Origin of the sequence: Pseudoxanthomonas sangjuensis, from assembly GCF_010211755.1 — a bacterium.
In the GTDB taxonomy this organism is placed as follows: Bacteria; Pseudomonadota; Gammaproteobacteria; order Xanthomonadales; family Xanthomonadaceae; genus Pseudoxanthomonas_A; species Pseudoxanthomonas_A sangjuensis.
Genome location: NZ_PDWR01000004.1, coordinates 1 through 14,145, shown reverse-complemented (window position 1 = coordinate 14,145; position 14,145 = coordinate 1). Strand labels below are relative to the sequence as shown.

Below are 14,145 nucleotides of genomic sequence, written 5' to 3'. Positions count from 1 at the left end.
CGAATGGGGCGCAGACCCGGGCGGACTGGGCTTTGCGCGTGAAAACGACGGCAGGCCGCAACCGGCCTGCCGAGACAGGAAAGTATAGCGGGCAGCGCCAAATCCCGTCAACCGGGGCCTCGCCCTGCCTGGCCCCTCCCGGGCCGGAACACGGGGCGCATCCTGCACCCCATTTCACCTGGTACTACCCTGCCCGACCGGCAACCGGCCGGGCAGTTGTTGCGGACCTTACTCTTCCGCGCCAGTAGCCGGCTCGGCGGCCTCCTCGACCGCAGCCGGAGCCGCGGCCGGGGCGGCCAGCGCCTCGACCTCGGCTTCGGTCAGGCCGGAAGCGGTGCGGCGACGCTGGTTGTGGTAGGCCAAGCCGGTGCCCGCCGGGATCAGGCGGCCGACGATCACGTTCTCCTTCAGGCCGCGCAGGCTGTCGCGGGTGCCGCGTACGGCGGCCTCGGTCAGCACGCGGGTGGTCTCCTGGAACGAGGCCGCGGAGATGAACGATTCGGTCGCCAGCGAGGCCTTGGTGATGCCCAGCAGCACCGGCTCGTACTTCGCCGGCAGCTCGTTGCGCGCGGCCAGCTTGGCGTTTTCCTCGATCACCCGCTGCTTCTCGACCTGCTCGCCGGCCAGGAACTTGCTGCCTCCGGCGTCGGTGATCTCGACCTTGCGCAGCATCTGCCGGGTGATGACCTCGATGTGCTTGTCGTTGATCTTCACGCCCTGCAGGCGGTACACGTCCTGGATCTCCTTGACCAGGTAGGCCGCCAGCGGCTCGACGCCGAGCAGGCGCAGGATGTCCTGCGGGCTCGGTTCGCCGTCGACGATGGTTTCGCCCTTGGCCACGTGCTCGCCCTCGAACACGGTGATGGCCCGGTACTTCGGGATCAGCTCCTCGTGCTCGTTGCCGTCGCTGTCCTTGATGATCAGGCGCTGCTTGCCCTTGGTGTCCTTGCCGAAGCTGACCACGCCCGAGCGCTCGGCCAGGATCGCCGGATCCTTCGGCTTGCGCGCCTCGAACAGGTCGGCCACGCGCGGCAGACCGCCGGTGATGTCGCGGGTCTTCGACGCTTCCTGCGGCACCTTGGTGACCACGTCGCCGACGCCGACGGGCGCGCCGTCCTGCAGGTTGACGATCGAGCGCGGCGGCAGCAGGTACTGCGCCGGCAGGTCGGTGCCCGGGATGCTCAGGTCCTTGCCGTCCTTGTCGACGATGCGGACGATCGGGCGCAGGTCCTTGCCGGTGGAACCGCGGCGCTTCGGGTCGGTGATCTCGCGCGAGGCCAGGCCGGTCAGTTCGTCGGTCTTCTCGATGACGGTGACGCCGTCGACGAAGTCGACGAAGCGGACGAAGCCGGCCACTTCCGACACGATCGGGTGGTTGTGCGGATCCCAGTTGGCCACGGTCTGGCCGGCCTTGACCGCATCGCCGTCCTTGACGGTGATGTTGGCGCCGTACGGCAGCTTGTAGCGCTCGCGCTCGCGGCCGTGGGCGTCGAGCACCGAGACTTCGCCCGAGCGCGACACCGCGACCAGGTTGCCGCTGGCGTGGTCGACGGTCTTGAGGTTGTTGAACTTGACCGTGCCGGTGGTCTTGACCGTGACGTTGTCCACCGCCGCCGCACGCGAGGCCGCGCCGCCGATGTGGAAGGTACGCATGGTCAGCTGCGTGCCCGGCTCGCCGATCGACTGCGCGGCGATGACGCCGACCGCTTCGCCGATGTTGACCAGGTGGCCGCGCGCCAGGTCGCGGCCGTAGCAGTGCGCGCAGACGCCGAACTCGGATTCGCAGGTGATGGTGGAACGCACCTTCACCGACTGCACGCCGGCGTCCTCCAGCTTCTGCACCCAGACTTCGTCGAGCAGGGTGTTGCGGGTCACCACCGGATCCTCGTCGTCGCCCGGCAGGAACACGTCCTCGGCCACGATGCGGCCGAGCACGCGGTCGCGCAGCGGCTCGACCACGTCGCCGCCTTCCACGATCGGGGCCATGGTCAGGCCGTCGTGGGTGCCGCAGTCGTTCTCGGTGATCACCACGTCCTGCGCCACGTCGACCAGGCGGCGGGTCAGGTAACCCGAGTTCGCGGTCTTCAGCGCGGTGTCGGCCAGGCCCTTGCGCGCGCCGTGGGTGGAGTTGAAGTACTCCTGCACGTTCAGGCCTTCGCGGAAGTTCGCCTTGATCGGCGTCTCGATGATCGAGCCGTCCGGGCGCGCCATCAGGCCGCGCATGCCGGCCAGCTGGCGGATCTGCGCCTGCGAACCGCGCGCGCCGGAGTCGGCCATGATGTACAGCGAGTTCATCGACTTCTGGTCGATGGTCTCGCCCTTCGCGGTCTGCACCTTGTCGGTGCCGATGGTGTCCATCATCGCCTTGGCGATGCGCTCGTTGGTGCGCGACCAGATGTCGACGACCTTGTTGTAGCGCTCGCCGGCGGTGACCAGGCCGCTCTGGTACTGCTCCTGGATCTCCAGCACTTCCTGCTCGGCTTCGCCCAGGATCGCCTTCTTCTCGGCCGGGATCAGCATGTCGTCGATGCCGATGGAGACGCCGGCGCGGGTGGCGAAGGCGTAGCCGGTGTACATCAGCTTGTCGGCGAAGACGACGGTGTCCTTCAGGCCCAGCATGCGGTAGCTGGAGTTGATCAGGCGGCTGATCGCCTTCTTGTTCAACTCGGTGTTGGCCAGCGCGAACGGCAGGCCGTCCGGCAGGATCTCGGCCAGCAGCGCACGGCCGACCGTGGTGTCGACGATCGAGGTCGCCTTGGAACGCGTGCCGTCCTCGGCGACCACGGTCTGGTTGATGCGCACCTTGACCTTGGCATGCAGCTCGACCGCGCGGTTGTCGTAGGCGCGGCGCACTTCGGCGACGTTGGCGAACGCCATGCCCTCGCCCTTCTTGTTCTCGAGGGCGCGGGTCATGTAGTACAGGCCGAGCACGACGTCCTGCGACGGCACGATGATCGGCTCGCCGTTGGCCGGCGACAGGATGTTGTTGGTCGACATCATCAGCGCGCGCGCTTCCAGCTGCGCCTCGAGGCTCAGCGGCACGTGCACGGCCATCTGGTCGCCGTCGAAGTCGGCGTTGAACGCGGTGCAGACCAGCGGGTGCAGCTGGATCGCCTTGCCTTCGATCAGCACCGGCTCGAACGCCTGGATGCCGAGGCGGTGCAGGGTCGGGGCGCGGTTCAGCAGCACCGGATGCTCGCGGATCACCTCTTCGAGGATGTCCCACACCTCGGCCTCTTCACGCTCGACCAGCTTCTTGGCGGCCTTGATCGTGGTGGCCAGGCCGCGGCGTTGCAGCTTGGCGAACACGAACGGCTTGAACAGCTCCAGCGCCATCTTCTTCGGCAGGCCGCACTGGTGCAGCTTCAGGTACGGGCCGACCACGATGACCGAACGGCCGGAGTAGTCGACGCGCTTGCCGAGCAGGTTCTGGCGGAAGCGGCCCTGCTTGCCCTTGATCATGTCGGCCAGCGACTTCAGCGGGCGCTTGTTGGTGCCGGTGATGGCGCGACCGCGGCGGCCGTTGTCCATCAGCGCGTCCACCGACTCCTGCAGCATGCGCTTCTCGTTGCGCACGATGATGTCGGGCGCGTTGAGCTCGAGCAGGCGACGCAGGCGGTTGTTGCGGTTGATGACGCGGCGGTACAGGTCGTTCAGGTCGGAGGTCGCGAAGCGGCCGCCGTCCAGCGGAACCAGCGGGCGCAGGTCCGGCGGCAGCACCGGCAGCACGGTCATGACCATCCATTCCGGGCGGTTGCCGGATTCGAGGAAGGCCTCGACCAGCTTGATCCGCTTGGTCAGGCGCTTGAGCTTGGTTTCCGAGCCCGTGCTGGCGATTTCCTCGCGCAGGTTGGCCATCTCGGACTGCAGGTCGATGGTGCGCAGCAGTTCGTACACCGCCTCGGCGCCCATCGCGGCGTCGAAGTCGTCGCCGTGCTCCTGGCGCGCCTGCAGGTACTGCTCTTCGGTCAGCAGCTGGCGGCGCTCGAGCGGGGTCAGGCCCGGCTCGGTGACCACGTAGGCTTCGAAGTACAGCACGCGCTCGATGTCGCGCAGGGTCATGTCCAGCATCAGGCCGATGCGCGACGGCAGCGACTTGAGGAACCAGATGTGCGCGACCGGCGAAGCCAGGTCGATGTGGCCCATGCGCTCGCGGCGCACCTTGGCCAAGGTCACTTCGGTGCCGCACTTTTCGCAGACCACGCCGCGGTGCTTCATGCGCTTGTACTTGCCGCACAGGCACTCGTAGTCCTTGATCGGGCCGAAGATCGCGGCGCAGAACAGGCCGTCGCGCTCGGGCTTGAAGGTGCGGTAGTTGATCGTTTCCGGCTTCTTCACTTCGCCGAACGACCACGAGCGGATCAGGTCCGGCGAGGCCAGGGCGATCTTGATCGCGTCGAAGTCGACGGTGGTGCGCTGCTGGTTGAACAGGTTGAGCAGGTCTTTCATTAGTTTTCTCCGTCAGGAGGAATTCTTGGGGGCGGGAAGTGGAAAGTCCGGCCGGGAGGCGCGTCTCCCGGCCGTCCGGATCAGTTCTCTTCCAGCTCCATGTTGATGGCCAGCGAGCGGATCTCCTTCACCAGGACGTTGAAGGATTCCGGCATGCCCGCGACCATCTCGTACTCGCCGTCGACGATGTTCTTGTACATCTGGTTGCGGCCCTGCACGTCGTCCGACTTCACGGTCAGCATTTCCTGCAGGGTGTGCGCCGCGCCGTAGGCTTCCAGCGCCCAGACTTCCATTTCGCCGAAGCGCTGGCCGCCGAACTGCGCCTTGCCGCCCAGCGGCTGCTGGGTGACCAGCGAGTACGGGCCGGTGGAGCGCGCGTGCATCTTGTCGTCGACCAGGTGGTTCAGCTTCAGGTAGTGCATGTAGCCGACCGTGGTCTGGCGATCGAACGGTTCGCCGGTGCGGCCGTCGTACAGCTGGGTCTGGCCGCTGCTCGGCAGGTCGGCCAGCTGCAGCATGTACTTGATCTCCGACTCGGCGGCGCCGTCGAACACCGGAGTGGCCATCGGCACGCCGTCGGTCAGGTTCTTCGCCAGCGCGATCAGCTCGTCGTCGTTGAACTGCGACAGGTCGACGCGCTGTTCGCCGGTGACCTTCTGGTCGTGGTTGTAGATCTGCTCGAGGAACGCGCGCAGGTCCTTGACCGCGGCCTGGGCGTCGAGCATCTGCTGGATCTTCTTGCCCAGGCCCTTCGCCGCCCAACCGAGGTGGACTTCGAGGATCTGGCCGATGTTCATGCGCGACGGCACGCCCAGCGGGTTCAGCACGATGTCGACCGAGGTGCCGTCGGCCATGTACGGCATGTCCTCGACCGGCACCACGTTCGACACCACGCCCTTGTTGCCGTGGCGGCCGGCCATCTTGTCGCCCGGCTGGATGCGGCGCTTCACCGCCAGGAACACCTTGACCATCTTCAGCACGCCCGGGGCGAGGTCGTCGCCCTGGGTGATCTTGGCGCGCTTGTCGGCGAAGCGCTTCTCGAACTCCTTCTCGTGCGCGGCGATCTGCTTCTGCGCGCGCTCGATGGCTTCCGAGGCGTCGTCGTCCTTCATCCGGATCGAGAACCAGTCGGACTTCTTCAGGCCGTCGAGGAAGGCGTCGCTGACCGTGTCGCCCTTCTTCAGGCCGGCGCCGCCGTTGGCGACCTTGCCGACGATCTGCGAGCGCAGGCGGGCGTAGATGGCGCTTTCCAGGATGCGGAACTGGTCGTCGAAGTCCTTCTTGACGCGCTTGATCTCGTTTTCCTCGATCTGGCGCGCGCGCTTGTCCTTCTCGATGCCGTCGCGGGTGAATACCTGCACGTCGATGACCACGCCGTCCATGCCCGGCGGCACGCGCAGCGAACTGTCCTTAACGTCGCTGGCCTTCTCGCCGAAGATCGCGCGCAACAGCTTCTCTTCCGGGGTCAGCTGGCTTTCGCCCTTCGGCGTGACCTTGCCGACCAGGATGTCGCCGGCGCGCACTTCGGCGCCGATGTAGACCACGCCCGACTCGTCGAGGCGGTTCAGCGCGCTCTCCGACACGTTGGGGATGTCGGCCGAGATCTCTTCCGGGCCGAGCTTGGTGTCGCGGGCCTGCACGGTCAGCTCTTCGATGTGGATCGTGGTGTAGCGATCCTCTTCGACCACGCGCTCGGACAGCAGGATCGAGTCTTCGAAGTTGTAGCCGTTCCACGGCATGAACGCGATCAGCATGTTCTGGCCCAGCGCCAGCTCGCCGATGTCGGTCGAGGGGCCGTCGGCCAGCACGTCGCCGCGCGCGATCACGTCGCCCACGTTCACCAGCGGACGCTGGTTGATGCAGGTGTTCTGGTTGGAACGGGTGTACTTGATCAGCGAGTAGATGTCGACGCCGGCATCGTGTTCGCCGGAGATCTCGTCCTCGTTGACCTTGACCACGATGCGGCCCGCGTCGATCTGCTCGACCACGCCGCCGCGCTTGGCGTTGACGGTCACGCCCGAGTCGCGCGCAACGGCGCGCTCGATGCCGGTGCCCACCAGCGGCTTCTGCGAGCGCAGGGTCGGCACGGCCTGGCGCTGCATGTTCGCGCCCATCAGCGCGCGGTTGGCGTCGTCGTGCTCGAGGAACGGCACCAGCGCCGCGGCGACCGACACGGTCTGCATCGGCGACACGTCCATGAAGTGCACTTCCGCCGGCGGCTTCAGCAGCGACTCGCCCTGGAAGCGGCACGGCACGAACTGTTCGGTCAGCTTGCCCTTGGCGTCGTGCAGCGCGTTGGCCTGGGCGATGACGTATTCGTTCTCCTCGATCGCCGACAGGTACTCGATTTCGTCGGTGATCTTGCCGTCCACGACCTTGCGGTACGGCGTCTCGAGGAAGCCGTACTGGTTGGTGCGGGCGAATACCGCCAGCGAGTTGATCAGGCCGATGTTCGGGCCTTCAGGCGTCTCGATGGTGCAGACGCGGCCGTAGTGGGTCGGGTGCACGTCGCGCACCTCGAAGCCGGCACGCTCGCGGGTCAGGCCGCCCGGGCCCAGCGCGGAGACGCGGCGCTTGTGGGTGACTTCCGACAGCGGGTTGTTCTGGTCCATGAACTGCGACAGCTGCGAGGAGCCGAAGAACTCCTTGATCGCGGCGGCCACCGGCTTGGCGTTGATCAGCTCCTGCGGGGTCAGGCCCTCGGACTCGGCCATCGACAGGCGCTCCTTGACCGCGCGCTCGACGCGGACCAGGCCCACGCGGAACACGTTCTCGGCCATTTCGCCGACCGAACGCACGCGGCGGTTGCCCAGGTGGTCGATGTCGTCCACCGTGCCGCGGCCGTTGCGGATCTCGGTCAGGACCTTGATCACTTCCAGGATGTCGGAAGTCTCGCCGTTGGTGCCGACCAGACGCTTGGCCTCCTCGTCGCTGCGCTGGCTGAAGTACTTGTGGTCGTACAGCACGGCCTCGCCGGTGACTTCCTTGCGGCCGACGCGGCGATTGAACTTCATCCGGCCCACGGCCGACAGGTCGTAGCGCTCGAAGGTGAAGAACAGGTTGTGGAACAGGTTCTGCGCCGCGTCCTTGGTCGGCGGCTCGCCCGGGCGCATCATCCGGTAGATCTCGACCAGCGCTTCCAGCTGGGTCTTGGTCGGGTCGATGCGCAGAGTGTTCGACAGGTACGGGCCGCGGTCGAGGTCGTTGACCCACAGCGTGCCGACGCTGTCGATGCCGGCCTTGCGGAACTTGTCCAGCTGCTCGACGGTGATCTCGTCGTTGGCGTTGGCCAGCAGCTCGCCGGTGTTGGCGTCGATGACGTCGTGCGAGAGGATGCGGCCGACGATGTATTCGTCCGGCGCGGCCACGGCGGCGATGCCGGACTGCTCCAGCTGCTTGACGTGGCGCGCGGTGATGCGCTTGCCGGCCTCGACGATCACGCGGTCGCCGTCGGCCAGGTCGAAGTTCAGGGTCTCGCCGCGCAGGCGCTCGGCCACCAGCTCCAGCTGCACGCCTTCCGGCAGGATGTGGAAGGTGTTGATGTCGAAGAAGGTGTTGAGCATCTCCTCGTTGGAGTAGCCCAGCGCGCGCAGCAGGATGCTGACCGGCAGCTTGCGGCGGCGGTCGATGCGGGTGAACAGCGCGTCCTTCGGGTCGAACTCGAAGTCCAGCCACGAGCCGCGGTAGGGGATGATGCGGGCGCTGTACAGCAGCTTGCCCGAGCTGTGGGTCTTGCCGCGGTCGTGGTCGAAGAACACGCCCGGCGAGCGGTGCAGCTGCGAGACGATGACGCGCTCGGTGCCGTTGACGATGAAGGTGCCGTTGTCGGTCATCAGCGGGATCTCGCCGAGGTAGACCTCCTGCTCCTTCACGTACTTGATCGCCTTGGTCGGCGATTCGCGGTCGTAGATCACCAGGCGCACGGTCACGCGCAAAGGCGCGCCGTAGCTCATGCCGCGCTGGCGGCACTCGCGCTCGTCGAAGGCCGGCTCGCCGAGCTTGTAGCCGACGTATTCCAGCGCGGCGTTGCCGCTGTAGCTGACGATCGGGAACACCGACTTCAGCGCGGCGTGCAGGCCCTTGTCCTCGCGCTTGGCGGGATCGGTGTGCTCCTGCAGGAACTCGCGGTAGGAGTCGACCTGGATGGCGAGCAGGAACGGGACCTCGAGGATCGAGCGCTGCTTGCCGAAGTCCTTGCGGATGCGCTTCTTCTCGGTGAACGAATACGTCGTCATGTGGCTGTGCCTCTGGCATCTGGGAGCCGCGCGCCGGCGGCTCCGGGGGGATGTTCGTTGCCGTTTCCTTGTCGCAAGGAAAAGCGGGAAATCGTCAGTTGGAAGCCGCTGGTATTGCCGGCACCAGCACGCCTGTCTGAATCTGCTTCCAACTACCAACTCGGGATTTTGTGGTTCCTGGTTGTTGGTTCTTGGTTGCCGGGAAGGGCGTTATCCGTCTTCCCCAACAACCAGAAACCAAGAACCTGCAACCGCACTTCAACAACGGCCAAAGGCCAGGGGCTTGCGCCCCCGGCCTCGGCTTGCCGTCACGATGTTGCGCGGACGGCGTGCAACGATTACTTGACTTCGACGGTCGCGCCGGCAGCCTCGAGGTCCTTCTTGAACTTCGCCGCGTCGTCCTTCGACGCGCCTTCCTTCACGATGCCGCCGGCCTCGGTCAGGTCCTTGGCTTCCTTCAGGCCCAGGCCGGTGATGGCGCGGACGGCCTTGATGACTTCGACCTTCTTGTCGCCGGCCGACTTCAGCACGACGGTGAACTCGGTCTGCTCTTCGGCCGGGGCGGCGGCGGCGGCCGGACCGGCGGCCACGGCGACCGGGGCGGCGGCGGAAACGCCGAACTTCTCTTCGATGGCCTTGACCAGCTCCATCACTTCCATCAGGTTCTTTTCGGCGATCGCGTCGACGATCTGTTCGTTGGTAAGGGACATGTGATTACCTTTGAATGATTTCTGGGTTAAGGATTACGGACGTCGAACTCAGGCTTCGGCCGCGGCTTCGGCGACGGCTTCCTCGCCGCCACCCTGCTTGTCGGCCACGGCCTTGACGGCGCGGGCGAACATACGGGCCGGCTCGGACAGCACGCTGGCCAGCATGGCCAGGGCCTGTTCGCGGGTCGGCAGCGAAGCCAGCACGTCGACGTGGCTGGCCGGGTACAGCTGGCCATTCAGCGCAACGAGCCTGGGCTGCAGCTTGTCGTTGCCCTTGGCGAATTCCTTGATCAGGCGGCCGGCGGCGCCGGGCTCCTCGGTCGAGAACGCGTACAGCAGCGGACCGACGAGCTTGTCCTTGACAACCTCGTATTCCGTGCCTTCGACGGCGCGCGCGGCCAGCGTGTTCTTGACGACTTTCAAGTACACGCCGGTTTCGCGGGCCTTCTTGCGCATCGCGGTCATCTGCGAGACCGTGGTGCCAGCGTATTCGGCGGCGATCAAGGAGTGGGCCTTGGCGGCGACGTCTGCCAGTTCGGCGACAACTTCTTGCTTCTGGGACAGATTCAGAGCCATTTACACTCCTCCGATTGAATTCCGCTCGCGGCTCCTGCCGCTCGCGGTCCAGGGCGGCGTCCTTCCTGGACGCCGGGGACGCCGATCGGCATCCCGGTGGTGGCCTTTCCGACTCTCGTCCCAATCGCGTTGGAACCAGAAACTTCCAGAAGGCGGCACCATCTGCGCAGGCTTCTCCGCTGTTACGCGGATGGATCAAGCGACCCCGCTTGCCCCGACGGCGACTCCGTGCAATGCACCGAGCTTCCCTGCCCGTCGTCGTGGCGCGCTGACCGCACCTGCGGTCTTTGACGGCTGTCGCTTCGGGCCTGCTCGGCCATCCGCGACTGCCCCCAAAATTTGGTTGCGCCCTTCCCCGTCGCCGGGGGAGGGGTGAAGCATTCTTCCGGCAAACGCGTCCGCGCAAGCGCGGACGCGCCGCCACGTCACTTCAGGCTCAGCGAAGCCTGGTCGACGATCACGCCCGGACCCATGGTCGAGCTGATCGAGATCTTCTGCAGGTACTGGCCCTTGGCCTGCGACGGCTTGGCCTTGACCAGGTCGGCGAGCAGCGCCTGCAGGTTCGACTTCAGCGCCTCGTCCTCGAAGCTGGCCTTGCCGATCGTGCAGTGGATGATGCCGGCCTTGTCGGTGCGGTAGCGCACCTGGCCCGACTTGGCGTTCTTCACCGCCTCGGCCGGGTTCGGCGACACGGTGCCGACCTTGGGGTTCGGCATCAGGCCGCGCGGGCCCAGCACGGTGCCGAGCTTGCCGACCACGCGCATCGCGTCCGGCGTGGCGATGACCACGTCGTAGTTGATGTCGCCGGCCTGCATCTTCTCGGCCAGGTCGTCCATGCCGACCACGTCGGCGCCAGCGGCCAGGGCCTCGTCGGCCTTCGCGCCGGCCGGGGCGAACACCGCCACGCGCACGCTCTTGCCGGTGCCGGCCGGCAGCACGGTCGAACCGCGCACCTGCTGGTCGGACTTCTTCGCGTCCACGCCCAGGCGCACGGCGACGTCGACGGACTCGACGAACTTTGCCTTGGTCGCGGTCTTGATGATCTTCAACGCCTCATCGATGGCGTAGGCCTTGCCCGGGGTGACCGCGGCGAGGATCGCTTTCTGTCGCTTGTTCAATGCCATGTCCTCAACCCTCCACCGTCAGGCCCATCGAACGGGCCGAGCCCGCGATGGTGCGCACCGCCGCATCCAGGTCGGCCGCGGTCAGGTCGGGCTCCTTCGCCTTGGCGATGTCCTCGAGCTGCTTGCGGGTGACCTTGCCCACCTTCTCGGTGTTCGGGCGCTTGGAGCCGGACTGGATGCCGGCCGCCTTCTTGAGCAGCACGGTGGCCGGGGTGCTCTTGGTGATGAAGGTGAAGGTACGGTCGGAATAGGCCGTGATGATGACCGGCACCGGGATGCCCGGCTCCAGCTTCTGCGTGGCGGCGTTGAACGCCTTGCAGAATTCCATGATGTTCAGGCCGCGCTGGCCCAGCGCGGGACCGACCGGCGGCGAGGGGTTGGCCTGGCCGGCCTTCACCTGCAGCTTGATGTAGCCGATTACTTTCTTTGCCATTTCGATTGTCTCCGGGTGCTAGCGCCCGAACCTCGGGCTCCCCATCGCGCCGGAAAAATCACGCGTCCCGGCACCGCGTAAAACCATGATTCACAAGGACTTTCGCCCCACGGCACGAACGGCCGCAACAGGTGCGGCCGGCGTTTCGCCCGGTCCAGCGGGCACAGTGAGCCGCTTAATATAGCAGCTTTTGGCGGCCCGTGGGGCCGCCGGGCCCGGCTCAGGCCTTCTCGACCTGGCCGAATTCCAGTTCCACCGGGGTGGACCGGCCGAAGATCAGCACCGCCACGCGCAGGCGGCTCTTCTCGTAATTGACCTCTTCGACCACGCCGTTGAAGTCGTTGAACGGGCCGTCGGTGACGCGAACCATCTCGCCCGGCTCGAACAGTACCTTCGGCCTGGGCTTCTCGACGCCTTCCTGCACGCGATCGAGGATGGCGGCCGCCTCTTCGTCGCGGATCGGCAGCGGACGGTCGGCGGTGCCGCCGATGAAACCGAGCACCTTGCTGGTCTCCTTGACCAGGTGCCAGCTCTCGTTGTCCATGCGCGGTATGCCGGCTTCGTCGTGGGTTTCGATCTGGACCAGCACGTAGCCGGGGAAGAACTTGCGCTCGGAACGGCGCTTCTGGCCGGAGCGCATCTCCACCACTTCCTCGGTCGGCACCAGCACGTCGCCGAACCGGTCCTGCATGCCGGCGCGCGCGATGCGGTCGCGCAGGGCCTGCGCCACCGATTTCTCGAAGCCCGAATAGGCGTGAACGACGTACCAACGCTTCAAGGCATTCTCCTTACGCGGCGCGACCGGAACCGAGGAGCCACTCGATCGCGTTCTTGATGACCAGGTCGAAGCCGGCCAGGATCAGGCTGAGGATGACGACGGCCACGATCACCACCCAGGTCATGCGCCAGGCCTCCTGGCGAGTCGGCCAGACCACCTTGCGCAGCTCGAAGCGCGACTCGCCGAGGAACTCGCGGGTCTGGCGGCCCTTGGCCGTGGTCAGGAACACGCCCGCGCCGAGCACCAGCCCGGCGACCACCGCCAGCGCACGCAGGGGCGTGTTCCACTGGCCGGCGAAATACCACCAAGCGGCCAGACCGGCCGCCAGCAGCGCCAGCGCCAGCACGTACTTGGCGATGTCGGCGGCGGAAGCGCCGGCTTTCGGATTTTCGACCTTGCTGTTCAAGATGACGCCAACTCTTCGATGATGTGCGGCCGGCCACGAGGGCCGGGACCGCCGCGGCAGGCCGCGGGTTTGGCACGCCAGGAGGGACTCGAACCCCCAACCTGCGGTTTTGGAGACCGCTGCTCTGCCAATTGAGCTACTGGCGTAAATTGTGGAACCGCTTAGACGGCGACGGCGAGCCGTCTCCGACTCGCCCTTCGACGCGGCAAAGCCGCCTTGCGGCGACCCTGCCAGATACAGCTTACTTGATGATCTTGGCCACCACGCCGGCGCCGACCGTACGGCCGCCCTCGCGGATCGCGAAGCGCAGGCCCTCGTCCATCGCCACCGGGTTGATCAGCGCCACGGTCATCTTGATGTTGTCGCCCGGCATCACCATCTCCACGCCTTCCGGCAGCGTCACCGCACCGGTGATGTCGGTCGTGCGGAAGTAGAACTGCGGACGGTAGCCCTTGAAGAACGGGGTATGACGGCCGCCCTCGTCCTTCGACAGCACGTACACCTCGGCCTCGAACTCGGTGTGCGGGGTGATCGTGCCCGGCTTGGCCAGCACCTGGCCGCGCTCCACTTCGTCGCGCTTGGTGCCGCGCAGCAGCAGGCCCGCGTTGTCGCCCGCCTGGCCCTGGTCCAGCAGCTTGCGGAACATCTCCACGCCGGTCACCGTGGTCTTGGTGGTCGGGCGGATGCCCACGATCTCGATTTCGTCGCCCACCTTGATCACGCCGCGCTCGATGCGGCCGGTCACCACGGTGCCGCGGCCCGAGATCGAGAACACGTCTTCCACCGGCATCAGGAACGGCTTGTCAACGTCGCGCTCCGGGGTCGGAATGTAGTCGTCCAGCGCCTGCACCAGCGCAATGATCGACGGCACGCCGATCTCCGACTGGTCGCCTTCCAGCGCCTTCAGCGCCGAACCCTTGATGATCGGGGTGTCGTCGCCCGGGAACTCGTACTTGGACAGAAGCTCGCGCACTTCCATCTCCACCAGCTCCAGCAGCTCGGCGTCGTCCACCATGTCCGCCTTGTTCAGGTAGACCACGATGTACGGCACGCCCACCTGGCGCGCCAGCAGAATGTGCTCGCGGGTCTGCGGCATCGGGCCGTCCGCGGCCGAGCACACCAGGATCGCGCCGTCCATCTGCGCCGCACCCGTGATCATGTTCTTCACGTAGTCGGCGTGCCCCGGGCAGTCCACGTGCGCATAGTGGCGGGTCGGGCTTTCGTATTCGACGTGCGCCGTCGAAATCGTGATGCCGCGCGCCTTCTCCTCCGGCGCCGCGTCGATCGACGAGTAGTCCTTGAACTCACCGCCGAAACGCTCCGCGCCCACCTTCGTCAGCGCCGCCGTCAGCGTCGTCTTGCCGTGGTCCACGTGGCCAATCGTGCCCACGTTCACGTGGGGCTTGGTGCGCTCGAATTTACCCTTTGCCATGG

The 14,145-nt window shown here is 66.5% G+C and carries 9 protein-coding genes and 1 tRNA gene; all 10 read right to left on the bottom strand.

The window, feature by feature from the left end:
* Positions 1-228 precede the first annotated feature (228 nt).
* Positions 229-4,449 carry a DNA-directed RNA polymerase subunit beta' gene (gene rpoC / locus CSC71_RS02820; RefSeq protein WP_162372833.1) on the bottom strand — a complete coding sequence of 1,407 codons (4,221 nt, stop codon included), beginning with the start codon at positions 4,447-4,449 and terminating at the stop codon, positions 229-231.
* Between the two features lie 80 nt (positions 4,450-4,529).
* Entirely contained in the window at positions 4,530-8,684 is a 4,155-nt protein-coding gene (rpoB, locus tag CSC71_RS02815; RefSeq protein ID WP_162372832.1) for a DNA-directed RNA polymerase subunit beta, read from the bottom strand.
* Positions 8,685-9,022: 338 nt separating this feature from the next.
* On the bottom strand, positions 9,023-9,394 hold the full coding sequence (gene rplL, locus CSC71_RS02810) for a 50S ribosomal protein L7/L12 (protein WP_162372831.1): 372 nt from the start codon (positions 9,392-9,394) through the stop codon (positions 9,023-9,025).
* A 48-nt stretch (positions 9,395-9,442) separates the two neighbouring features.
* Positions 9,443-9,970 (bottom strand): 50S ribosomal protein L10, encoded by a 528-nt coding sequence (gene rplJ / locus CSC71_RS02805; protein ID WP_162372830.1) that lies wholly within the window; start codon positions 9,968-9,970, stop codon positions 9,443-9,445.
* A gap of 425 nt (positions 9,971-10,395) precedes the next feature.
* Positions 10,396-11,094, bottom strand: a complete 699-nt coding sequence (gene rplA / locus CSC71_RS02800; protein ID WP_162372829.1) for a 50S ribosomal protein L1 — start codon at positions 11,092-11,094, stop codon at positions 10,396-10,398.
* A gap of 4 nt (positions 11,095-11,098) precedes the next feature.
* Complete coding sequence (gene rplK, locus CSC71_RS02795) at positions 11,099-11,527, bottom strand: 50S ribosomal protein L11 (protein ID WP_162372828.1); 429 nt, start codon at positions 11,525-11,527, stop codon at positions 11,099-11,101.
* A gap of 220 nt (positions 11,528-11,747) precedes the next feature.
* Positions 11,748-12,305 carry a transcription termination/antitermination protein NusG gene (gene nusG, locus CSC71_RS02790; RefSeq protein WP_162372827.1) on the bottom strand — a complete coding sequence of 186 codons (558 nt, stop codon included), beginning with the start codon at positions 12,303-12,305 and terminating at the stop codon, positions 11,748-11,750.
* A 10-nt stretch (positions 12,306-12,315) separates the two neighbouring features.
* A complete protein-coding gene (gene secE, locus CSC71_RS02785; protein ID WP_162372826.1) occupies positions 12,316-12,711 on the bottom strand; it encodes a preprotein translocase subunit SecE in 396 nt (131 codons plus the stop codon).
* A 70-nt stretch (positions 12,712-12,781) separates the two neighbouring features.
* Positions 12,782-12,857 (bottom strand) — tRNA-Trp (locus tag CSC71_RS02780).
* A 95-nt stretch (positions 12,858-12,952) separates the two neighbouring features.
* The gene (gene tuf, locus CSC71_RS02775) at positions 12,953-14,143 is read right to left on the bottom strand and encodes an elongation factor Tu (RefSeq protein ID WP_162372825.1); all 1,191 of its coding nucleotides are present in this window, start codon (positions 14,141-14,143) and stop codon (positions 12,953-12,955) included.
* Between the last annotated feature and the right edge of the window lie 2 nt (positions 14,144-14,145).